17 protein-coding genes and 2 tRNA genes are annotated in these 23,438 nt (G+C 42.0%); 2 read left to right on the top strand and 17 right to left on the bottom strand.

The annotated features are described in order from the left end of the window. Positions 1-52: 52 nt before the first annotated feature. The 5 genes from WMO37_RS00630 to WMO37_RS00610 all read right to left on the bottom strand — a co-directional run bounded on the left by WMO37_RS00630 (position 53) and on the right by WMO37_RS00610 (position 4,651). Positions 53-2,065: an FtsX-like permease family protein gene (locus WMO37_RS00630; protein WP_349154003.1), complete on the bottom strand. Its 2,013-nt coding sequence runs from the start codon at positions 2,063-2,065 to the stop codon at positions 53-55. Beyond that, the gene (locus WMO37_RS00625; protein ID WP_227089533.1) at positions 2,058-2,825 is read right to left on the bottom strand and encodes an ABC transporter ATP-binding protein; all 768 of its coding nucleotides are present in this window, start codon (positions 2,823-2,825) and stop codon (positions 2,058-2,060) included. Before WMO37_RS00625 ends, WMO37_RS00630 begins: the two co-directional genes overlap by 8 nt. 130 nt (positions 2,826-2,955) lie before the next feature. Further along, positions 2,956-3,273, bottom strand: coding sequence for an ATP-binding protein (locus WMO37_RS00620; protein ID WP_349154226.1), 318 nt, complete (start codon positions 3,271-3,273; stop codon positions 2,956-2,958). Next, positions 3,258-3,902, bottom strand: coding sequence for a sensor histidine kinase (locus WMO37_RS00615; protein ID WP_349154002.1), 645 nt, complete (start codon positions 3,900-3,902; stop codon positions 3,258-3,260). Before WMO37_RS00615 ends, WMO37_RS00620 begins: the two co-directional genes overlap by 16 nt. Positions 3,903-3,976: 74 nt before the next feature. Continuing rightward, the gene (locus WMO37_RS00610; protein WP_022432812.1) at positions 3,977-4,651 is read right to left on the bottom strand and encodes a response regulator transcription factor; all 675 of its coding nucleotides are present in this window, start codon (positions 4,649-4,651) and stop codon (positions 3,977-3,979) included. Between the two features lie 255 nt (positions 4,652-4,906). Here WMO37_RS00610 and WMO37_RS00605 point away from each other — a divergent pair. Both WMO37_RS00605 and WMO37_RS00600 read left to right on the top strand, forming a co-directional pair. Continuing rightward, positions 4,907-4,991: transfer RNA gene (locus WMO37_RS00605), tRNA-Leu, on the top strand. A 29-nt stretch (positions 4,992-5,020) separates the two neighbouring features. After that, a tRNA-Leu gene (locus WMO37_RS00600) sits at positions 5,021-5,105 on the top strand. Positions 5,106-5,323: 218 nt separating this feature from the next. On the opposite strand, the gene WMO37_RS00595 is transcribed toward WMO37_RS00600, so the two are convergent. The 12 genes from WMO37_RS00595 to WMO37_RS00540 all read right to left on the bottom strand — a co-directional run bounded on the left by WMO37_RS00595 (position 5,324) and on the right by WMO37_RS00540 (position 23,372). Continuing rightward, the gene (locus WMO37_RS00595; RefSeq protein WP_022432813.1) at positions 5,324-5,560 is read right to left on the bottom strand and encodes an HPr family phosphocarrier protein; all 237 of its coding nucleotides are present in this window, start codon (positions 5,558-5,560) and stop codon (positions 5,324-5,326) included. A gap of 195 nt (positions 5,561-5,755) precedes the next feature. Next, positions 5,756-7,381, bottom strand: a complete 1,626-nt coding sequence (locus tag WMO37_RS00590; protein WP_349154225.1) for a phospholipase D-like domain-containing protein — start codon at positions 7,379-7,381, stop codon at positions 5,756-5,758. A 202-nt stretch (positions 7,382-7,583) separates the two neighbouring features. Beyond that, entirely contained in the window at positions 7,584-8,048 is a 465-nt protein-coding gene (locus WMO37_RS00585; protein ID WP_349154001.1) for a hypothetical protein, read from the bottom strand. 77 nt (positions 8,049-8,125) lie between these two features. Beyond that, the gene (locus tag WMO37_RS00580) at positions 8,126-9,007 is read right to left on the bottom strand and encodes a hypothetical protein (protein WP_349154000.1); all 882 of its coding nucleotides are present in this window, start codon (positions 9,005-9,007) and stop codon (positions 8,126-8,128) included. 360 nt (positions 9,008-9,367) lie between these two features. Continuing rightward, on the bottom strand, positions 9,368-10,852 hold the full coding sequence (locus WMO37_RS00575) for a glutamate synthase subunit beta (RefSeq protein ID WP_022432816.1): 1,485 nt from the start codon (positions 10,850-10,852) through the stop codon (positions 9,368-9,370). 34 nt (positions 10,853-10,886) lie between these two features. Then, on the bottom strand, positions 10,887-15,425 hold the full coding sequence (gene gltB, locus WMO37_RS00570; protein ID WP_227089530.1) for a glutamate synthase large subunit: 4,539 nt from the start codon (positions 15,423-15,425) through the stop codon (positions 10,887-10,889). Positions 15,426-15,870: 445 nt separating this feature from the next. Then, positions 15,871-16,794: a diacylglycerol/lipid kinase family protein gene (locus WMO37_RS00565; protein ID WP_022432818.1), complete on the bottom strand. Its 924-nt coding sequence runs from the start codon at positions 16,792-16,794 to the stop codon at positions 15,871-15,873. A gap of 98 nt (positions 16,795-16,892) precedes the next feature. Continuing rightward, positions 16,893-18,491: an MBL fold metallo-hydrolase RNA specificity domain-containing protein gene (locus tag WMO37_RS00560; protein WP_022432819.1), complete on the bottom strand. Its 1,599-nt coding sequence runs from the start codon at positions 18,489-18,491 to the stop codon at positions 16,893-16,895. A 197-nt stretch (positions 18,492-18,688) separates the two neighbouring features. Continuing rightward, positions 18,689-19,249, bottom strand: a complete 561-nt coding sequence (locus WMO37_RS00555; protein WP_349153999.1) for a nitroreductase family protein — start codon at positions 19,247-19,249, stop codon at positions 18,689-18,691. Positions 19,250-19,280: 31 nt separating this feature from the next. Continuing rightward, the gene (locus WMO37_RS00550; protein ID WP_022432821.1) at positions 19,281-20,663 is read right to left on the bottom strand and encodes an MATE family efflux transporter; all 1,383 of its coding nucleotides are present in this window, start codon (positions 20,661-20,663) and stop codon (positions 19,281-19,283) included. A gap of 14 nt (positions 20,664-20,677) precedes the next feature. Beyond that, positions 20,678-21,895 (bottom strand): aminotransferase class I/II-fold pyridoxal phosphate-dependent enzyme, encoded by a 1,218-nt coding sequence (locus WMO37_RS00545; RefSeq protein ID WP_022432822.1) that lies wholly within the window; start codon positions 21,893-21,895, stop codon positions 20,678-20,680. 22 nt (positions 21,896-21,917) lie between these two features. Beyond that, positions 21,918-23,372: an SGNH/GDSL hydrolase family protein gene (locus WMO37_RS00540; RefSeq protein ID WP_349153998.1), complete on the bottom strand. Its 1,455-nt coding sequence runs from the start codon at positions 23,370-23,372 to the stop codon at positions 21,918-21,920. Positions 23,373-23,438 lie beyond the last annotated feature (66 nt).

The following is a 23,438-nucleotide window of genomic DNA, read 5'->3' as shown; positions in this document are numbered from 1 at the left end:
ACACTGATTCATGTCAACTGTTTTTTTCATTTTTTTATTTTTTTTGCATATTTTATGCCTTTACCCTGACAATATTATAGTACGATTTTGCGGTAAATGCATATACCAGTCCGTATATCACGCAGAATATGCCAAGCGTAATCAAAGTACACATGCCAAACAGCTTTGTTTCACCCATCGCCAGCATCCGCACCATCATCTGGATAATCCTGAAGGATACGGCAATATGAATCCCTGCTGCCACAAGCGGCAGAAAAAATACCATCAATACCTGACTGCGGATAGTCTTTTTAACCTCTGTCAGGCTCATGCCGACATTCTGCATAATTTCAAACCGTTTTTTATCCTGATACCCTTCAGAAATCTGCTTATAATAGATAATCAGCGCCGTTGCCATTAAGAACAAAATTCCAATAAACAGTCCAACAAACAGCAGCCCGCCGTATATCTGATACAGCTGTTCTGCCATCTCATAGCTGTTTTCTGCTTCTACATAGGCACTCTCTATATCGATCCGGTATAAATCTTCTGTCAGTTTCTGACTTTCCTGTTTTGAAAGATTGGTATTATACTGTACACAGTACTGCAGGTTCTGCATATTTCCTGCTTCCAGTGCCTGCTGCCGCCACTTTTGCACGTCCTCTTTTCCCGGAACAACCACCAGCAGGCATTTCACTGCGCCGCTGTAAGCCTGCAGTCCAAAATCCTGTTCCGGTTCCGGAAGATAAGATGCAATCTGATAGTCATTCACCGCTGTGCCTATCTGCATCTGCATGGATGTCTGTCCTTTTAACTCCTTATTTTGCGTATACAGTAAAACTTCTCCGTCTTTTAAGGTTTCTCCTGTATGGCAGACCGTGTTATATTCATCTAACGAAATGACTTCCATATATACGCCCTGCTTTTCATCTGCAATTACCAGTCCTTTGCCGTCTGCAAGCGTATACTTTCCATCTCCGCCGTAAGCCGTTATCATTCCCATTGAATGAACCGCCGTATAATCCTTCACCGTAACCTGATGCGCTTCGTTGATCTTCGCAATTTCTTCATCAACCGCCGCTGTATCCTCATAGTCTGATAGATTTGCGGTCACATCAATTTCTTTCGGACTTCTGGCCGCAATTGTTGTCTGAATTCCCGCATACAGTGATACGGTTGTTGAAATGCTGATTAACACCATTGTTGACAATATACAGATGTTGGCAAGCCCTGCCGCATTCTGCTTCATTCTGTAAATCATGCCGGATATACTGAAAAAATGTCCCGTCCGGTAATAAAAATGCTTATTTTTGCGCATAAGCTTTAACAGTGCAATACTGCCTGCCGTAAACAGCGCATACGTACCAATCACAACCAGTATGACTGCAATAAAAAATGTATTCATCGCCGCCATCGGTGACTTTGTGGTTAATGCAAAGTAATACCCGAAACCGATACAGCAAAGTCCTATCAATGTCATCAGAATTTTTGTCTTCGGTTCTTTTTCCCCGGCTTCCGTGCCGTGCAGCAGCTCAACCGGATTCGACAGATGAATTTTACACAGGTTGTATAAAAATGTTACAAAATAGATTGCCAGAAAATAACCGCCCGTCATAAACACCGATGTCATTTCCATTTGGAATTTCGGCACACTGCTTACCGCAATCATTTTCATCAATATCAGGAACATCAGTTTGGAAAACACCATCCCCAGAATCATGCCCGATACAAAGACCGTGATAAAAACAAAAACATTTTCAAAAAACATCATGACTGCAATATGGCGTTTTTCCATGCCGAGAATATTGTAAAGTCCGATTTCTTTTAACCGCTGTTTCATCAGAAAGCTGTTAATATAAAACAGAAATACAACGATAAATATCCTTGCAACCCACAATCCAATTGGAAGCAGTGCCAGAATATTGTCCGAATATGGCATTTTCCTGATACCATCGTTATTCATCAGCGAAACCATCATGTAGTACATCATCACCGAAAAAATTCCCATTATTATATAAGGAAAGAATATTTTTTTGTTCTTTCTGATGTTGGACACTGCCATTTTGGCGTAAAACAGACTATTCACCCTGCTCACCTCCCGTTGCAAGGACCGTGAGTGCCGCAGAAATCTTTGCGTACATTTCCTCATCACTCATATTCGCCTTGTAAATCTGATGGAACACTTCTCCGTCTTTAATAAACAGCACACGCTTTGCACGGCTTGCCGCTTTGGTTGAATGCGTTACCATTACAATGGTCTGACCGTCTTCGTTAATACTCTGAAATAAATCCAGCAGCTGGTCTGTCGAGCGGGAGTCCAGCGCTCCTGTCGGTTCATCGGCTAAGATCAGCTGCGGCTGTGTAATCAGCGCTCTTGCGACTGCCGCACGCTGCTTTTGTCCGCCGGATACTTCATACGGATACTTTTCCAGCAAATGCGTGATTTCAAGCTTCTTTGCAATCGGTTCTAATTTCTGCATCATTTGCGGGTACTGTTCTCCTGAAAGCACCAGCGGCAGAAAGATATTGTCTTTTAATGAAAATGTATCTAACAGGTTAAAATCCTGAAAAACAAATCCCAGATTAGTCCTGCGAAACGCCGATAACTCCTTATTTTTAATTTCTACGGTATTTTTCCCGTTTAAAAGAATCTCTCCGGCTGTCGGACGGTCCAGTGCCGCAAGGATATTAAGCAGCGTTGTCTTTCCCGAACCGGACTCACCCATAATCGCTACGTATTCTCCGTCCTCTACACTGAAATTGACATTGCTTAATGCCTGCACCTGATTTGCACCCAGCCTTGTTGTATATACTTTTTTTACATTTCTTACTTCCAGTAATGACATATTTCCTCCATTCCAGCACCGCTGTGCTTTTGTTATCTTACATTCACAGTATATAAAAAGATGAAATGCAGTTCCATAACTTAAACTTACATTTCATCTTCCTAACCTTACACTTTTGTAAGAATTCTTTCTATTCGTGCCGGGTATGGTGCTGGCGTATCGTCAGCAGTACCTTTGTTCCGTGATACGGTTCTGATTCCACCTCAATATCAATTCCAAGCTGGTCTGCCGCCTTTTTACACAGATACAGTCCGATTCCCGATGATTTGCTTGCGCCGCGCCCATTGTAACCGGTATATCCGCGTTCCATAATACGCGGCAGGTCCTCACTTTGAATCCCAATGCCGTTATCTTCAATAACAAGCACCGTATCGGATTTTAACAGTGTTTCTTTTTCGTAGATTTTTACCGTTCCGCCCTTTTGCGTATATTTTACTGCGTTAGACAGCAGCTGTTCCAGAATAAATAACAGCCATTTTTCATCCGTTTCAATCTCACTGTGCTTTCCATTGCCAGGGTAATCTGACGGTGAATAAACTGTCCCGCAAAACGCTTCACTGCCTTTTTTACAACGGTTTCCACCGCAGTTGTTTCAAACCGGAAATCCGAAGACAAATCTTCCAGCCGCAGGTAATTCATCACTGCTTCAACATAAAAATCAATCTTAAACAGTTCGGATTTTAACTCTTTAATATCCTGTTCCGCCACTTCCTGCGGATTTTCTTCCATCACCTGTAACAACAGATCCACAGCCGCAATCGGTGTCTTAATCTGATGCGCCCAGATGGCATAATAATCCATCATATCGGTCTGTTTCTTCTGCATGTGTTCTGCCAGCTGCGCTTTTTCCTGTATCAGTTTTAAAACCAGCTGCTGATAATCCCGCTCAATGGCTGTATGTGCCGCATCTTCTTCCAGCGCATGCACTTCCTTTAAGTGACAGTGTCTTTGAAGATTTTCATGTTTTTTATAAAAATGCACATAATCGGCGGCACATACAATCACAAGCACTGTCAGACTGATTTTAAATGCATAAAGACCTGCCTGCAGCGGTGCTGAATATAAGTAATTAATCACTGCGGTCACGCCACAGATAAATGCAGTGAGAAAAAAATACATTTTCCGGTCTTTGATATATATTCCCAAATATTTCATTCAATCAGATACCCCGCACCTTTTTTCGTTTTAATATAATCCTGTATGCCTGTTTCCTCTAATTTCTTCCGAAGCCGCGTGACATTAACCGTCAGCGTGTTATCATCAATAAAACTTTCATCTTCCCAGAGCTTTTCCATAATCTTATCGCGGGATACGACCTTCCCCGTATTTTCCATTAAAATCTGTAAAATACGGAATTCATTTTTCGTCAGTTCCGCTTTCTTTCCTTCATAAGTAAAGGTCTGGTCATTCACATTTAAAATGCCGCCCCGGTACTCACACAAATTTCCAGGATGCTCCGAATACGAATAGGTGCGCCGCAGAACCGCCTGAATCTTTGCTGTGACGACATTTAAATCATAAGGCTTTGTAATAAAATCATCACCGCCCATATTCATCGCCATGACAATATTCATATTGTCAGACATCGAAGACAGAAAAATCACCGGCACCTGCGAGATATTCCGTATCTGTGTACACCAGTGGTATCCGTTAAAAAACGGCAGTCCGATGTCCATTAACACAATGGAGGGCTGTTCCTTTACAAAACACTCCATGACATGATTAAAATCCTGCACACAGACTGCTTCATAGCCCCATTTTTCCAAATGTACTTTTAATGTCTTTGCAATAACCTCATCATCTTCCACAATTAATATCTTATACATCTTTTAACCGTCTTCCCGCTTTCCATATTTTCCATGCTTTTCATACTTTTGATTTCCGCTGCCGGTATCACCGCTTTTCTTTTTTCATCATAATCAGTTTTGATTCTGACGTCAAGTCTTCCATCGATGCGGATTGATAATTTTTTAAATTTTTTTACATTTTTTTGAATTTAAGTGTTGACAGATTTACAATTATAGTATAGAATAAATATTGCTGTTGGCGAGTTATTAAAACAGCACAACAATTAAATGTATGCGGAAGTGTCGGAATTGGCAGACGAGCTAGATTCAGGTTCTAGTGGCGGTTTTCGCCGTGAGGGTTCAAGTCCCTTCTTCCGCATTGTCTATAAGTTTCTTATAGATTGTCTTGCAGTCGTGGCGGAATTGGCATACGCGCTAGACTAAGGATCTAGTGAGCATTGCGCTCGTGCGGGTTCAAGTCCCGCCGACTGCACTACTGTTTGGGTGAGCCTGTTACTTTTATGGTAACAGGCTTTTTTATTTTTTTTGCTCCTGCCTTTGTACTCTTTTTATCCCATCATACAAGGCTGCCGCCGAAAACATCTCCTGTGCCATGAACTTTCATGAATCAAACAAAAAAGGTTCATGCAGGCATCTTCTGCCCTGCATGAACCTCATATGAAATCCTATAAAATACTCTGTACTTATAGATTAATACTCCATAAACTCCTGAATATCTCTTAAAATATCTTCTATTAAAGTACCGTCGTCATTAATCGTTAAACGAAGCGGCTTACTGATATCCAGACTGAATAACCCCACCAAAGACTTTGCATCAATACAGCTGTGTCCCGATTCAATATCAAAATCACAGGAATATTTGCTGATAATGCTTACAAATCTCTGAATTTTTTCTACTGAATCCAATAAAATAGATACCGTAATCATTGTTCTCCTCCTAAACCCACCTAATATTTTTAACTTTCTACCACATCATACTACATGGATTTGATAAAAACAACCTAAAGTACGGTTTTTCGACATTTTTCGGCATGTCATGGTTTTTTATCTGCTTTTCACAATTTCTTTTGTGAATTTTTTACATGAATTTTACATTCTTTTCACATTTTTGTTTTTCTCAAATTACATCAGCGGCGCAATCAGACGAAGCATTTTTCCAACCAGCATTTTCCCTTTCGGATATTTATCGCAGCTCTCCTTTGTAATCTCCTGGCACTGCTTTAATGTTTCTTTAAAATCCTGCTCCACATCATGTAATACATCGTTGCTGTACATATATGCCCCACATTCAAAATGCAGATACAGACTTCTGAAATCCAGATTAATCGTTCCGACACAGCCCCGGATATCATCACTGACAAATACCTTGGCGTGTACAAAGCCCGGCGTATATTCATAAATCTTTACACCGTATTTTAACAGCTGCTTATAGTACGTCCTCGCCAGCAGATAAGCATAGATTTTATCCGGAATATGCGGCATGATAATCACCGTTTCCACACCACGCTTCGCACAGTAGCGCAGTGCCGTTATCATTTCATCATCCAGAATCAGATACGGTGTCATAATATGCACATATTTCCGCGCACGGTTTAAAATGTCGATATAGACCTGCTTTCCGATACGCTCATCGCCATATGGGTCATCCCCGTATGGAATGACATAGCCACCCGCGTGCAGCTTTTTATCCTGCGTATTTTGCATATCGGTGTTCCGCATACTTTCCATATCTGTACGCATCTCATCAGCCTGCGTGTTTTCCCATACTTCAACCGTATATTTTCGGATTTCTTCTTGCGGGATACTGTCCTTTCCCTTTGCCACATGCCACATTTTCAAAAAGAGCAGCGTAAAGCTTTTCACTGCCTCCCCCTGAATCATAACTGCTGTATCCTTCCAGTGGCCAAAACGGTCAATTCGGTTAATGTACTCATCAGCAAGGTTTATGCCGCCCGTAAATACTGTTTTTCCGTCAATAATGAGAATTTTACGGTGGTCGCGGTTATTCTGGTAGGTAGACAGCACCGGTCGAATCTGTGAGAACGGAATACTCTGGATTCCCATTTTTTCCAAATCTTTATAATACCCATACGGAAGCAGTGCCAGACTGCACATGCCGTCATACATCATGCGGACTTCCACACCCTGCGCCGCCTTTTCCTTTAAAATTTCCAGAATCGTATTCCACATATAGCTTTTTGTCACAATAAAATACTCCATGAAAATGAAATGCTCGGCACGCTTTAACTGTTCAATCATGTCTGCAAATTTTGCTTCACCGATTGGATAATATTTCATTTTACAGCCTGCATAGACCGGGTAATTATCCGCATGATACAGATAATCCGCAATGCCTTTTTCTCCCGCGGACTGCTCCTGTAACTCCTGCACCGTTTCTTCATTCTGCGCAAGATACGGACGGATTTCATCTTCAATCTTTGTGAGCTTCTTATGGATTCTTTTTGTTCCCGGCTGGAGGTTGATATAGATATATAATACCGTGCCAAATACCGGGATAACCAGCACCGGAATAATCCACGCTATTTTAAAGGAAGCATTATTTTCTTCATTTAAAATATGAACAACCGTCACCGCCCCCAGCAGTACAAATGCCGCATAAACGACCGTACTGTAATCTTTTAACCAGTAAAAGCTGGCAAAGAAAACAAAGAGCTGTAACAGCAGTGCCACTACGATAATTGCCGTCCGGCTGAACGCAATCCGCAGCATCAGCCGAAGTCTTCTTATTACTCTTTCTAAAAAATCTTTATTCATATCATTCTCCGTTCTGCTACATAATACCGCTAACATCAAGGCGGTTTCTTATCTGCCGTTATTTAAAACAGTATACCACAAATTGTAAAAAAAGCACTACAAAACATTGCATTTAATGTTCTGTAGTGCCTGTTTCCGCACAGTACACCTTATGTATTTATCTTATATATTCATGTTATGTATCTATCTCACAATAATACAGTATATTCTCATCTAAATCATATATTGCTAGAGAAAAATTATATGACCGGCGGTATAAAAGGCCCGTTCTTTCTGTATCCTGCTGTCGGTCAATAAAATAATAACAGCCGTTCTCAATCTTCGGGATTCCTGCTTTATCCGCAAAATAATACCCATAACTGCTGCCGCCCCTGCTTCCGCCATACATCAGCAGTTCTAATTCTTCCTCCAACGGAAGTACTTTCCACCCGTCTGTATTTTGAAGCTGCTCCGCCAGTTCTGCACCATGCATTGCATCAAACCGGATCGTTGCCGCATATTCGCCTTCACCGTGAAATCCGCCGTGCGTGTCGGAAGCTTCCGCTTTTTCTGCGGCAGGCAGACTGCAGTTTAACTGTTCACTGACATACTGTTCTGCCGGCTTTTTGCCGGTACAGCCGCTGAATATAATAATCATCATTAATATTCCAAAAAATATCCTTATACGTTTTTTCATCGTTTTCCTTTTAATACTTTTATATAAAAATATTTTAAAAATTATACAGAATAAAATATATCTATTGGAAATGGCTTAATCCAATTCATTTCCTGCATCATATAACAATAATTATTAGCAAAACCTATTTCAAAATTATCATATCCCGACCAGTCAAAATCATATACATCGCTCAATTTATATAATGCTGAATATGTTCCATCACCTTTTCTTGTAAATATAACAGAATAATCAACATTATGCAATGCCGCAAATGCATCTAAACTTGAATTATCAGAAGTAAACGCAAATGAACCATGCACTTCTCCATATGCCTTGTCCTGCCCTATAACTTCTTCCTCAAATTGCATTGCAATCTGACACCCTAAATAAAAATTACAGCTCAGCTCTCTTGCCCAATCATCATTGTGATGAACATATGTAGAAGGAGAACTATTCCCTGAAAATTCCAAAGCATGTTCCATATAATTAGCCGTATATTTACACCCTCTATTTCTTACAATCGCAATTCCTAGTTTGTATGCTCCTACTGCTGCTGGATATCCCGTAATTCTGCTATTAGCATTTAAAACTTGTGAATTTTGTTGCTCACGATTTTTTTCAATGTAATCACGTAAAGCTATCAAATATTTCTCATTTTTTGTATCTTCCATATCAAGAATTGAATCCAATGCCATATCCAAATATTCATTAAACCCTTCTTCATCTGTATGAATATCTTGATAAAAACGTTCAATAATTTCATCAATATATTCTTTATTGTTTCCATTTATAGATAAAGCTTTATCTATCTTTTGCTGCACACTATCACAAATTTCATAAGCATTTTGTGCTGCATATATCCTTGTTACCGGAACACATTGACTTAAAATTCCAAATACAATTCCCCACGTTACTATCACCTTTTTTAAACTAATTTTCATTTTAATCTCCTTTGCATATATGTATATCTTCTGTTACAAAAATACCACAAACATATTGCATCCCCCCCCTAGTTTATATTATAAATATTTTCACATATAAACTTTAATATTTAAAAATATTTATGCAATATATTATAATATTTTTCTTCCTCTTTGGCTGTTAGTTTTTGTAGGTGTTTTTTCGTTGGTTTTGATTGGTTTCCGTTGCTTTTGTCGCTTTTTCATATAAAACATAAGCAGACCCGACAACCTCCCGGTCGTCAAGCCTGCTTTCACAACACATTTATACACCTATAATGTCAGCGGAATGTTTTATGCCACGCACTCCCACAATCACCCTGACATCATAAGATTTTCAAATTACAGATTCGTATATCCCATTAAATACGCATCCACTTCTCTTGCACAGTCGCGGCCCTGACGGATTGCCTTTACAACAAGGGACTGTCCTGTGTGCATATCGCCTGCTGTAAATACGCCTGCCACATTTGTTGCAAATTTATCTGCCGCAGTCTTTACATTGGTTCTTTCGTTTAATTCCACGCCAAATGCGTCTGCGATATACTTCTGTGTGCCTAAGAAACCTGCCGCAATCAGTACGAGTTCGCAAGGCAGTTCCTGTTCTGTTCCCTCTACCGGAACCATCATTCTTCTGCCGGTCTTTTCGTCCTTCTTAGACTCCAGCTTCACGGTTACAACCTTTTCAAGATTGCCTTTCTTATCTTTTTTGAACTCTTTAACGGTTGTTGTATAGATTCGAGGGTCATGTCCGAATACGGCAATCGCTTCTTCCTGACCGTAATCTGTCTTGCAGACTAACGGCCACTGTGGCCAAGGATTGCTCTCCGCTCTTGTATCCGGTGCCTTTGGCATCATTTCAAGCTGTGTAATAGATTTACAGCCGTGACGGATACACGTTCCCACACAGTCATTACCGGTATCACCGCCGCCGATAACAATGACATTTTTATTCTTTGCAGAAATGTATTTGCCGTCCTGTAAACCGGAATCTAACAGGCTCTTTGTGGTTGATGTCAGGAAATCTACCGCAAAATAGATTCCGTTTGCATCTCTGCCCGGTGCATTGATATCTCTCGGATTAGAAGCACCACAGCAAAGTACGACTGCATCGTATTCTTCCTGTAACTTCTGTGCCTTAATATTGACACCGATATTGGCATCGGTTACAAATTCAATACCTTCCGCTTTCATCACATTGATTTTTCTGTCAATGATATGTTTTTCCAGCTTCATGTTCGGAATACCGTAACGCAGTAATCCGCCGACTCTGTCTGCACGTTCATAAACCGTTACGGAATGCCCTCTTGAATTTAACTGGTCTGCAACGGCAAGTCCCGAAGGACCTGAACCGACAACTGCAATTTTCTTGCCGGTTCTTACCTTTGGCGGCTTTGGACCTGCAAGGCCGTTTGCATAAGCATGTTCGATAATCGCCATTTCATTTTCCTTTGTGCAGACTGCATCTCCGTTTAAACCACAGGTGCAGGCTTTCTCACAAAGCGCCGGGCAGACACGGCTTGTAAATTCAGGGAAATTGCTGGTCTTGTGCAGGCGGTTGTACGCCTGCTCCCAGTTTCCTGTGTATACAAGATCATTCCATTCAGGAATCAGGTTGTTTAACGGACAGCCTGATGTCATGCCTTTAATTGTCATGCCTGACTGGCAGAACGGAACGCCGCAGTCCATGCAGCGTGCGCTCTGTTTTCTCTGTTCTGCCTCTGATAAAGGGGTATGAAATTCATTAAAATTTTTGATTCGTTCTTTCGGTGAAACTGCTTTCGCTTCCACGCGTTCATATTCTAAAAATCCGGTTGGCTTTCCCATAGGTATCTCCTTTCGGTCATTCACTTCGTATCATTTACTTAATTGCTGCATAGAATGCTTCAATCTGTGCCTGTTCGCTGCTTAATCCCTTTTCTTCCATCTGTACAATCTTGTTCATCATCTTCTTATAATCATGTGGAACAATTCTCTTAAACATCGGAAGGTATTCGCCGAAGTTGTCTAAGACTTCCTTGCCCTTCTTTGAATTGGTATAAGCTACGTGTTCTGTAATAATTTCTTTCAACTCAAGCACATCGTATTTATCCGTTACCGGTTCCATGGAAACAAGCTGCTTATTTACTCTCTTGTAAAGGCTTGTATCCTCATCGAGTACATAGGCGATACCGCCGCTCATACCGGCTGCAAAGTTCTTACCGGTTCCGCCAAGTACTACAACGCGTCCGCCTGTCATGTATTCACAACCATGGTCGCCGCAGCCTTCTACAACTGCTGTTGCACCGGAATTACGGACACAGAAACGTTCTCCCGCAACACCGTTAATAAATGCTTTACCGCTTGTTGCACCATACAGGGCAACATTACCAACAATAATATTTTCATCTTCTTTGTAAGTAGCGCCTGCCTGTGGGTAAACAATCAGCTTACCGCCTGAAAGACCTTTGCCGAAGTAGTCATTGCTGTCGCCGACCAGTTCGAGGGTCAGTCCCTTTGGAATAAATGCACCGAAGCTCTGTCCGCCTGCGCCGTGGCATTTAACGGTATATGTATCCTCTTCAAGTGTTTCACCGAATCTTCTTGTAATCTCTGCACCAAGCAGTGTACCGAGTGCGCGGTCTGTATTGGTTACATCGACCTCAACACTTCTCTTTTGTCCGCTCTCTAATGCAGATGCAAACTTCTTAATCAGGACCTTTTCATCAACCGTCTTTTCCAGTTCAAAGTTATATACGTTCTTCTTGTTGTACTGAATCTTTCCGGCTTCCTTAATATAAGGATTATTAAGGATTGCTGAAAGATTGACTTCTGCGGAACGACCGCTTCCTTCAACCTGCTTCTGCTCTAAGAAATCCGTTCTTCCTACCAGTTCGTCAACTGTCTTTACGCCCAGCTTTGCCATATATTCACGCAGTTCCTGTGCAATAAATCTCATAAAGTTGACAACGTATTCCGGCTTACCTGTAAATCTCTTACGAAGTTCCGGATTCTGTGTTGCAATACCAACCGGACAGGTATCTAAGTTACAGACTCTCATCATCACACAGCCCATTGTTACAAGCGGTGCTGTTGCAAATCCAAATTCTTCCGCACCGAGCATTGCCGCAATCGCTACGTCACGGCCGCTCATCAGCTTACCGTCTGTTTCGATCACAACCTTATTACGCAGTCCGTTCATAATCAGTGTCTGGTGTGCTTCGGCAAGTCCGAGTTCCCAAGGAAGTCCGGCATTGTGGATAGAACTTCTAGGAGCTGCACCTGTACCGCCGTCATAACCGGAAATTAAGATAACCTGTGCACCGGCTTTGGCAACACCTGAAGCAATTGTACCAACACCCGCTTCTGATACGAGTTTTACGGAAATTCTTGCGTTCTTATTTGCATTTTTCAAATCGTAAATCAACTGTGCCAAATCTTCGATAGAGTAAATATCGTGATGTGGCGGCGGTGAAATTAATGATACACCCGGTGTTGAAAGTCTGGTCTTTGCAATCCAAGGATAAACTTTCTTGCCCGGCAGATGTCCGCCTTCACCCGGTTTTGCGCCCTGTGCCATCTTAATCTGGATTTCCTGTGCGCTGACTAAGTATCTTGATGTAACACCGAAACGTCCGGAAGCAACCTGCTTGATTGCTGAACATCTGTTCTTTCCGTCTGCACCGACTGTTAAACGGTCTTCGTCTTCACCGCCCTCACCGCTGTTAGACTTACCGTGTAACATATTCATTGCGATTGCCATGGTTTCATGGGCTTCCTTTGAAATAGAACCGTAGGACATCGCACCGGTCTTAAAACGCTTTACAATGGAATCTACGCTTTCTACTTCATCAATGTTAATGCCCTTTTTCGGGAACTTAATATCCATTAAGCCACGCAGATTTTTGACACCTGTATCTTTATTTACCAGTTCCGTATATTCCTTAAAGGTATTGTAATCACCCGTTCTTGTGGCAAGCTGTAATAAATGAATGGTCTGCGGATTGTATAAATGTTCTTCCTTTCCGCTTCTCATCTTATGTGCGCCTGCACTATCAAGTGTGGTGTCCGTAGACAGTCCCAGCGGGTCAAATGCCTTTGAGTGAAGGGTTTCCACATCATTTTCAATATCCTTTAAGCTGACACCTTCAATTCTGCTGACCGTTCCCTTAAAGTACTTGTTAATCACATCTGAATCAATACCGATTGCTTCAAAAATCTTCGCACCCTGATAAGACTGGATTGTTGAAATACCCATTTTCGCCGCAATCTTTACAATACCGTTGATGATTGCGTTATTGTAATCATCTACTGCCGCATAATAATCCTTGTCCAGCATATTTAAGTCAATCAGTTCCTGAATACTTTCCTGTGCAAGGTATGGGTTAATTGCTGATGCACCAAAGCCTAACAGTGTTGCAAAATGATGTACATCTCTTGGCTCACCGCTCTCTAAGATTACCGCCATGCTGGTTCTTTTCTTTGTCTGTACCAGATACTGCTGTAATGCAGATACGGCAAGCAGTGACGGAATCGCTACGTGGTTTTCATCAACGCCTCTGTCGGAAAGGATAATGATATTTGCACCTTCTCTGTGCGCTCTGTCAGCTTCTACATACAGGTGGTCAATCGCCTTTTCCAGCGAGGTATTCTTATAATAAATAATCGGAATGGTTTCAACCTTAAAACCGTCTACCTTCATATTTTTAATCTTTAAAATATCTGTATTGGTAAGAATCGGGTTGTTAATTCTTAACTGCTTACAGTTTTCCGGCTTTTCTTCCAGCACATTACCGTCTGAACCTAAGTAAACCGTTGTCGATGTAACGACCTTTTCACGGATAGAGTCGATTGGCGGATTGGTTACCTGTGCAAACAGCTGTTTGAAATAGTTAAACAGCGGCTGATGATTATTGGAAAGAACAGCCAGCGGTGTATCAATACCCATTGCACCGATCTGCTCTGAACCGTTTAATGCCATTGGAAGGATGGATGTCTTAAAGTCTTCGTAAGTATAGCCGAAAGCTTTCTGAAGTCTTGCACGTTCTTCCTTTGTATGTACCGGTACCTTCTTGTTCGGAATCTTTAAATCATGAAGCTGTACCAGATTGTTGTCCAGCCATTCACCGTAAGGCTGCTTGGTTGCATATTTTTCCTTTAATTCATCATCATCGATTAATTCGCCCTTTACGGTATCAACCAGAAGCATTTTACCCGGTCTTAAACGGTCTTTTAACTTAATTCTGCTTTCATCAACCGGAAGCACACCGACTTCGGAAGAAAGAATCAGATAACCATCATTTGTTACATAGTAACGAGAAGGACGAAGACCGTTTCTGTCGAGTACCGCACCCATGATATCACCGTCTGAGAACAGAATGGAAGCCGGGCCATCCCAAGGTTCCATCATCGTTGCATAATACTGATAGAAATCTTTCTTTTCCTGTGCCATCGCCTTGTTGTTGCTCCACGGTTCAGGAATGGTAATCATCACCGCAAGCGGAAGCGGCATACCGTTCATAACAAAAAATTCAAGTGTATTATCTAACATTGCGGAGTCAGAACCGTTTGTATTGACAACCGGTGTAATCTTTGACATTTCTTCTTCAAGGTAATCAGAGTACATGGTTTCTTCTCTGGCTAACATTCTGTCGGCATTTCCCTTGATTGTATTGATTTCACCGTTATGTACGATAAATCTGTTTGGATGCGCTCTCTCCCAGCTTGGTGTTGTATTCGTTGAGAATCTTGAGTGAACCAGTGCAATTGCGGATTCATAGTCCTCATCTCTTAAATCGCCGAAGAACTGTCTTAACTGTCCGACTAAGAACATCCCTTTATAAACGATTGTTCTGCTGGATAAAGATACAACATATGTATTTTCACAGGTCTGTTCAAATACACGTCTTGCTACATATAACTTTCTGTCAAAATCAATTCCCTTATTTACATCTTCCGGCTTCTTTACAAATGCCTGCATGATATACGGCATACAGTCGATTGCTTTCTTACCGAGAACATTCGGATAAGTCGGGACTTCTCTCCAGCCAAGGAACTCCAGCCCTTCCTTTTCTACGATAATTTCAAACATCTTCTTGGACTGATTTCTCTTCAATTCATCCTGTGGGAAGAAAAACATACCGATACCGTATTCTCTTTCCTCTCCCAGTTCAATTCCAAGAGGCTTTACAGCCTTTTTAAAGAACTTATGTGATATCTGTAACAGAATACCAACACCATCACCGGTCTTTCCTTCTGCATCCTTACCTGCTCTGTGCTCTAAGTTTTCGACAATACTTAATGCATCAGAAACCGTCTGATGTGTCTTAATGCCCTTAATACTTACAATTGCGCCGATACCGCAGTTATCATGTTCAAACTGCTCGCTGTAAAGTCCAGGCTGTTTTGTTTGATTCTCCATAGTCTTAATCTTCCTTTCGTAAACTTATTGGGGATTTTCATCTTACGGTTACTATACGCCTATTTTTAAAATCTGTAAATATTTTTTTATTTAAAATTGTCTGATTATTTATCTTTTAAGCATTTATTTTATAATTATCTGACTATTATTGTGTTTTTTAACAATATAACCGTTATTTTGCTACATTTTCATTGATTTTTATGCTTTTAAACCCTCTGTGTCACTGTCATTTTTTACAATATATTACAGATTTTTTCAAAATTGTTTCTAAATTGTGTTTCATTTTATATATTCTTTTGCTTTTATTTTAATATTTATTATTTTGAAACATAAAAAAATTAAGTCGAGGGTTTTATTTGCGCTTTTTCAAAACCCTCGACTTAATTTTATAAATCATTTTTCAATTATTTTATTGTTTTTTAAGCTAAATTCGTTTTGTGTTCATTTAATTAAGTTTTTTTGTCTTTTCCTTTCTTTTCTTAATTATGAACTCTATTGCCCGCGGTTCTACTTCCAGCCTCATTTCTTTCCACTCTCCGCCATACTCACCATCCAGTGTCCACTTGATTGCTTCTTCTGATTCAAAAGTGATTTTACTGGTCTTAAAAGAATACAAAACATCACATTTTTCAAAGTTTTTTGAAAGAAATGCCGTCACCAGCTGCTGTACTTCCATTGGATTTTTAATTTCCTTAATCAGCGTCACTTCAAACAATCCATCCTGTAAGTCCACACCGGTTCCTGCCAGCCCGCGCATACCGCCCACGGACTCTGTATTGCTTACCATACCGTATACAAACGAATCTTCCACCTGAAGTTCATTACTGGTAACTTTTACTTTGTACGGTTTTAATGCCGCAAGGCTTTTAACACCCTCCAGTACATATGCCTGATGTCCCAGCAGATTTTTTAAATGCTGCGGTGTCGCATATGAAACCTCTGTAAATGCACCAAACGCTGCCACATAATTAAACGAGCGTTCACCGTTTGCCCTTCCGATATCACATTGAACAGGCTCTCCTGCCGCAATATGCTGCGCCGCACGCACCATGTCCTTTGGAATATTCAGGCTGGTTGCAAAATCATTGGTACTGCCGCTTGGAATATAACCAATCGGCGGTTTATCGCCCTGATATTCCAATACGGCACGTACCACTTCATTTAACGTTCCGTCACCACCGCTGCATACCAGCACATCATATTGACCCTCACGCTTTTTCAGGTACTCATATCCGTCAAGCGGTGCCTTCGTAGGATACACAGTCACATCGTACCCCGCTTCCGAAAACACCTGTATTATCTTTAGTAATGCATTTTTTATCAGTGCCTTTCCCGAGTGAGGATTCAGCACGAATACTATTTTTTTCATACAATCCTCGTTTCTGAGCAACTTGCTGCAAAGCGGCGATGGAAAATCCGTGCAGGCGGTTTCTCATCTGCCAGCATAGATGTTTGCTTTACAATTTATTATCTGTCCCACTTGTCGCACAACGCATTAATCTGGTCAGCAAATTTTGCCAAATCCTTATTTGCACCGCCTTCGTTGTGCTGAATAACTGTCATCAAACGCTTTCCTGCGGCAATCAGGCGGTCAAAGACACCCTGATTCCTCTTATTAACACTTCTTCTTTCCCTCTTCTTGCGGTTGCCCTCAGTCAGCCACTCGCCTGCAATCAGATCATAACTGGCTCCCGTATATGGCGCTTCCGCGTTAAATCCATGCTCTGTACGCAGACACTCCGTAAATTCATCGCACACGCTGTCTTCACCGTGTACAACAAATACTTTTTTCGGCTTCTTTTCAAACTGGGATACCCAGCGTATTAAGCCTTCTTTATCGGCATGACCGCTTGCACCCTGAAGCTGTACGATTTCCGCACTGATTTTAATCGGCTCACCAAACAGCTTAATCTCATCTGCACCGTCTACAATAATTCTGCCTGTTGTACCGACTGCCTGATAACCGACAAACAGTATCGTACATTCCGGCCGCCACAGGTTATGCTTTAAGTGGTGGCGGATTCGTCCTGCTTCACACATACCGGAAGCCGATAAGATTACCTTCGGCTTCGGGTCAAAATTAATCAGTTTTGATTCTTCGCCCGTTACCGCAAACTTTAACCCCGGAAATGTCAGTGGGTTGATTCCACCTTTTACCAGTGCCATCGCTTCCTCATCAAAACACATATCCACATTTTTCTGAAAAATATTGGTTGCTTCAATTGCCAGCGGACTATCCATATATACATCAAACTCACGGTCAATTAAATGATCCTGTTTAATCTTCCGGATAAAATATAATATTTCCTGTGTTCTGCCAACTGCAAAGGAAGGAATCACAACATTACCACCACGGTTAAACGTCCTTTCAAATATCCTGACAAGCTCTGTTACATAATCCGGCGTACCACCGTGGCTTCTGTTACCATAGGTAGATTCCATAACAACGTAATCCGCATCGGACGTATACTGCGGATTTTTCACAATCGGCTTGTTCATATTTCCGATATCGCCGGAAAATACCATCTTGCGGGCTTCTCCGTCTTCCTCTGCCCACACTTCAATACTGGCAGAACCTAACAGATGTCCGACATCACGGAACCGGATTTTAATGCCTTCATCTAACTGGATAATATCCTCATAGGCACAGCCTACGAATTGCTTCATAACGTTAATTGCCGCTTCAATATCATACAGTGGAACAAATTCCTTTAACGTACCGTTGGAACGTTTTGCCTTACGGTTGCGCCATTCTGCCTCAAACATCTGAATGTGTGCGCTGTCTTTTAACATAATCTCGCACAGCTGCACCGTCGGCTCTGTCGTATAGACCTTTCCACGGAATCCGTTCACATACAGAAGCGGTATCAGTCCCGAATGGTCAATATGTGCATGTGTAAGCAATACATAATCTACGTCAGATGCAGGAACCGGCAGTTCCTGATTCTCATAAACATCATTGCCCTGTTCCATGCCACAATCGATAAGGATATTTTTCCCACATGCCTGTAAGAAATGACAACTGCCTGTTACTTCATGATCTGCCCCTAAAAATGTCAACCTCATAACCTTACCTCTTTTCTGCTGCTTTTGCAGCTTTTCTCGTACATAGCTTACTAATATACTATCATAATTTGGTTATTTTGACAATATTTTATCGAATCCAAGGCGTGTTTTTTCACTTTTCCCACAAAATTTAAAAATTGCAAGAAAACAGAAGACCGTATTCCCATTTTCCATAGAACTGTCATTGCCGTTACTTCTTATATTAAAATGTCATCCAGCTTCTTTTTCGGCACATGCTGTACCTGATTGTCATCGCGGTAGTAATGAATGTCGCCATCTCCCGCAATATCTTCCAATACCACTTCTTCTTTTGGATATCCCAGTGCAATGCACAAATCCACCTTATAGCTCTCCGGCAGATTTAAAACAGCAGCAAGCTTTTCTTTCCGGATATTTCCGATAAAACAGCCGCCAAGCCCCTGCTCTGTCGCCGCAAGCAGAATGGTCTGACCCGCAATGCCTTCATCCCACTGCGGATTTACATCCTGCGGTGTCACCATAATAATATATGCTGATGGACGTTCCTCTGCTACCGGACCGTCCCAGTCCTTATAATAGCCTGCCCAGCCAAGACAGTCGTATACACGGCTGTTTGTTTCATCATCACACACAAGACGGTATTGAAGCGGCTGTCTGTTTGCCGCAGACGGTGTATTCCTTGCAATATCCACCAATTCCCGCAGTGTCTTTTCATCAATCTTTTTCTCACCGTAAAATCTTCTGTAAGACCGGTTCTTTAATGCTAATTCTCTAATCATATTAATCCTCATTTCCGCAGGCATTTTTCTATTAATTCATCGCTTTTTTCAGCCACCGACCGCTTAAAAATCTGCCCGAAAAGATTACGGAGCGGATAGACCAGTCTGCGAACATACCAATCCAGACTGCCATTGGTCCCATGCCAAATGCTTTTACAAGAAAGATACAAAGGGCAACCCTGCAACACCACATCGTAGTTACGGAAACTATCATTGAAAAGCGGACATCTCCTGCGGCACGCAATCCGTATGCAGGTACAAATGAAAGCACCCAGGCAACCGGTTTTACAATCGTAATTGCCGCAATCATCTGCATACACAGTGCTGCGCTTTCCGCTTCCATGCCTGCTATAAGCGTAACCGGGTGTGCCGCCGCATAAACCAGCAGACACGATATCGTCAGTCCCACTTCCGCAATGACGGTTAATTTTACCATATAGTATTTTGCTTCTTTATAATGTTTCGCTCCGATACACTGTCCGACCACGGTCATCAATCCGATTCCCGTACCAATACCGAATACGCCGTTGACATTTTCAAAGATATTTGTCATCGCCTGTGCCGCAATCGCTGTCGTACCCATGGTTGATACGGTAGACTGGATTGCCAGCTTACCAAACTGAAACATACCGTTTTCCACACCGGACGGAATACTGATTGCCAGAATCTGACAAATCAGGTTCTTTTCAGGACGGATTTTAAAATAGTGGTCTAAAACAATCATCTGATTTTTACGTCTTAACAGTACAAAAATGATAACCATGCACAACACTCTCGACAGCAGTGTCGATAATGCCGCACCGGCAACACCCATATTCATGCCGAAAATAAAAACGGCATTTCCGGCAATATTTAAAACATTCGTGCCTGCCGCCACAAACATCGGCAGCTTGGCATTGCTCTCCGCCCTGAAAAATGCCGCACCCGCATTAAACAGTGCCAGAAACGGATATGAAACCACCGTAATCAGGAAATAAATCATTGCATTTTCCATAACCTCCGGTTCAATCGCACCGAAAACCACCTGCAGTAACGGCACACGGAATATCAATCCGAATACCATAATCGCCACGGAAATGATAAAAACAGTCAACACAACCTGTCGTGCCGCACGGTTACAGCCGTTCCTGTCTTTCGCCCCGATAAATCTTGAACAGACAATGGCAGCCCCCGCCGCCATTGCCGAGAACACCTGAATAACAAGATTATTGATAGAATCCACCAGCGATACCGCCGAAATCGCCGCACTGCCTACATTGCTGACCATAACGGTATCCACCATTCCCATAAAGGAATTTAAAATCTGTTCTATAATAATCGGTAACAGCAAAGCAAATAATGCCCTGTTGTCAAACATAAGCTTGTTTTCTTTTCCATTCTCCCTCTCTGCTTCTGCTCTTAACTTCCGAAACATATTTTCTCCTCGTTTTAATCCTGTACGTAATGTGCAAAAAAGTCCTTCATTCGTGTGCAGGCTTCCGTCAGCGTATCCACATCCGGCAGATAGACAATTCTGAAATGATCCGGTGTATTCCAGTGGAAACCGCCGCCGTGCGTTACCAGAATTTTTTTCTCCTTTAAGAAATCCAGCGCAAATTTCTCATCATCTTTAATATGAAACTTTTTCATATCCATTTTCGGGAAAATGTAAAATGCCGCTTCCGGTTTTACCGCGCTCACACCCGGAATATCATTTAACGCATTGTAAATGTATTCACGCTGTTCATACACCCTGCCTCCCGGCTCTAACATTTCTTTGGTCGAATCCAGCATCTCCAGTGCCTTTGGAATAACGGACTGTGTCGGTACATTTGCACAAAGGCGCATGGATGATAACAGGTTAATGCCCTCAATATAGCCCTTTGCACGGCTCTTGTCGCCGCTGATACACATCCAGCCGCAGCGGTAGCCCGCAATCAGATGGGACTTTGAAAGTCCGTTAAAGCTGACAACACATAAATCCGGCGCCAGTGAAGCAATGGAAATGTGCTGTTTGCCATCCATCACAAGTCGGTCATAGATTTCATCGGCAAAAATCAGCAGTTCATGCTCCCTTGCCAGTTCTACAATCTGCTCTAAAATTTCCTTTGGATATAATGCACCGGTCGGATTGTTCGGATTGATAATAACAATGCCTTTTGTCTTATCCGTAATTTTTTTACGCATATCCGCGATATCCGGATACCAGTTAGACTGTTCATCGCACAGGTAATGCACCGCTTTTCCGCCCGCAAGCGTAACCGATGCCGTCCACAGCGGGTAATCCGGTGACGGAACAAGTACTTCATCGCCGTTGTCAAGCAATCCGTTCATAGACAGTGTAATCAGCTCACTGACACCGTTTCCCGTATAAATGTCATTGACACCGACATTCGGGATATTTTTCTTTTTGCAGTATTCCACAATCGCCTGTCTGGATTTTAACAAGCCCCTGGAATCCGAATAGCCTTCCGCATTTTCCAGATTACCGCGCATCATGTCTACCAGCTCCTGTGGTGCTTTAAAACCAAACGGTGCCGGGTTTCCGATATTTAATTTTAAAATTTCAACGCCCTGCTCAATCATGCGGTTGGCTTCGTCCATGACCGGACCTCTGATGTCATAACAAACGTTGTCTAATTTTGATGATTTTGCAAATGTTCTCATTTTCTTTACGCCTTTCTTTTCATCATTCATTTTCCGGTGTCTTAAAAATTAATTCGATATCTGTAAATGTCACGTCGGCATTTCTTGAAACAAACATTCCCGCATAAACGTGTTCTGCATCAATGCTGGTCAGCTGGAAGTCAAATCCGCCTGTTATGGTCTGTTCTTTGCCGAAGGTGCAGGCATATCCGTCCTGTGTGCTTTCTATCTGAAGTTCAACGACATCGCCCGGTTTGTATGCTCTGGTGCAGATTCCACCCTTCACCAGTTCACCGCTTTTTCTTGCAAAGCAGTTCCAGCACTGCGCCCCGTGTGTCAGCAAAAGCGGTGCCGCCGCTACATAATCTCCTAAAATATCCGCCGTCGTTTTATCCACATAACAATCATCACGCACCATTAATCCAAAGGATACCTGATCATTTAAAAAATAATCGTGAATTACGGCTTTTGCCCGCAGAATAAACGGTCTGTCCGCCGGAATTTTTTTATAATACATCGCTATGCCGTCCGATACTGCCGCGATCTTTCCGCAGTTATTTTTGACTGCAATATGTACTGCATTTTCACCTGCCGGTTCTAACACAAAATGCTCTTTGGATACTTCTTCAAGCACATCGCCGAATACCGTACCCGAAAAGCCTGCCGCATCTTCCCAGAAACGGCTCTTTGGTAAATCCGAGGTAAATACAACCGGGTGATATTCAGGATTGGATACTAAATATTTACTACGGTCTAAGACTTCTTTTTCATCCGTATCCAAAATGTGTTCGGAAAGCCCTGCCACCTGCTGATTCTTTACTTCATTCAGACAAAGACACGCATTGACCCTTGCACCCCATACATTGGTGTGCGTATTATCCACGCTTGCCGCTTTATCAGACGTCCACGCATGTAAATACACCGTTTCGTCTTTTCCGAGTGTTTCATAAAGTGCCTTTGTCATCTTTGTCATATCCACAACCGGAAGTCCCAGTGTTTTTCCAAGTTCCCGGACTGCCTGCGGATAATCTCCGCCCGGATACGTGCCAAAATCCTGTGTCACATGCAGATCCTGCGCATTCCATTCACCGGTTTTTGTTCTTCTGACAATCGGTGTGCATAAAATCACCTGACAGCCGGCTTTCTGTGCCGGTACAATATAATTATCATATAAAGATGCCGCAAATGAACCTGCCGTTTTATAGTCCCCCTGTGCTGAGGTGAAACGGGCTTCTTCCGTCTTTTCATCATTGTGTCCGAAGCCAATCAGCAAAAAATCGCCTTTCTGCATACCGCCCGTCAATTCTTTATACTGTGGCTCTGTCGTATAGCTTTTACTGCTCCGCCCCGACAGTGCAATATTTTTCACTTCAACCGCATCATCTAAATACGCCGCCAGCTTTGTTCCGTATCCGTACCTCGGATAGTAATATTTATCGTTAAAACTGCTTAATGTTGAATCTCCGATAACCCATAAAACTTTTTTTCTTTCTTTCATGCTGTTCTCCAATTCCGCAGGCATTTCTGCTAATATGATTCATATATTCTACCACCGACATATCAC

The sequence above is a fragment of the Lachnospira intestinalis genome (genome assembly GCF_040095895.1).
GTDB lineage: Bacteria > Bacillota > Clostridia > Lachnospirales > Lachnospiraceae > Lachnospira > Lachnospira intestinalis.
The sequence above is the reverse complement of the archived record's forward strand: the minus strand, read 5'-3'. Positions and strand labels throughout refer to the sequence as shown.

What these genes read in the sequence shown, in the direction of transcription:
- WMO37_RS00625 (WP_227089533.1), bottom strand. Translation starts at nt 2,825, where the DNA reads ATGTCATTACTGGAAGTAAGAAATGTAAAAAAAGTATATACAACAAGG.
- WMO37_RS00610 (WP_022432812.1), bottom strand. Translation starts at nt 4,651, where the DNA reads ATGTATAAGATATTAATTGTGGAAGATGATGAGGTTATTGCAAAGACA.
- WMO37_RS00595 (WP_022432813.1), bottom strand. Translation starts at nt 5,560, where the DNA reads ATGATTACGGTATCTATTTTATTGGATTCAGTAGAAAAAATTCAGAGA.
- WMO37_RS00585 (WP_349154001.1), bottom strand. Translation starts at nt 8,048, where the DNA reads ATGATGATTATTATATTCAGCGGCTGTACCGGCAAAAAGCCGGCAGAA.
- WMO37_RS00580 (WP_349154000.1), bottom strand. Translation starts at nt 9,007, where the DNA reads ATGAAAATTAGTTTAAAAAAGGTGATAGTAACGTGGGGAATTGTATTT.
- WMO37_RS00575 (WP_022432816.1), bottom strand. Translation starts at nt 10,852, where the DNA reads ATGGGAAAGCCAACCGGATTTTTAGAATATGAACGCGTGGAAGCGAAA.
- gltB (WP_227089530.1), bottom strand. Translation starts at nt 15,425, where the DNA reads ATGGAGAATCAAACAAAACAGCCTGGACTTTACAGCGAGCAGTTTGAA.
- WMO37_RS00565 (WP_022432818.1), bottom strand. Translation starts at nt 16,794, where the DNA reads ATGAAAAAAATAGTATTCGTGCTGAATCCTCACTCGGGAAAGGCACTG.
- WMO37_RS00560 (WP_022432819.1), bottom strand. Translation starts at nt 18,491, where the DNA reads ATGAGGTTGACATTTTTAGGGGCAGATCATGAAGTAACAGGCAGTTGT.
- WMO37_RS00555 (WP_349153999.1), bottom strand. Translation starts at nt 19,249, where the DNA reads ATGATTAGAGAATTAGCATTAAAGAACCGGTCTTACAGAAGATTTTAC.
- WMO37_RS00550 (WP_022432821.1), bottom strand. Translation starts at nt 20,663, where the DNA reads ATGTTTCGGAAGTTAAGAGCAGAAGCAGAGAGGGAGAATGGAAAAGAA.
- WMO37_RS00545 (WP_022432822.1), bottom strand. Translation starts at nt 21,895, where the DNA reads ATGAGAACATTTGCAAAATCATCAAAATTAGACAACGTTTGTTATGAC.
- WMO37_RS00540 (WP_349153998.1), bottom strand. Translation starts at nt 23,372, where the DNA reads ATGAAAGAAAGAAAAAAAGTTTTATGGGTTATCGGAGATTCAACATTA.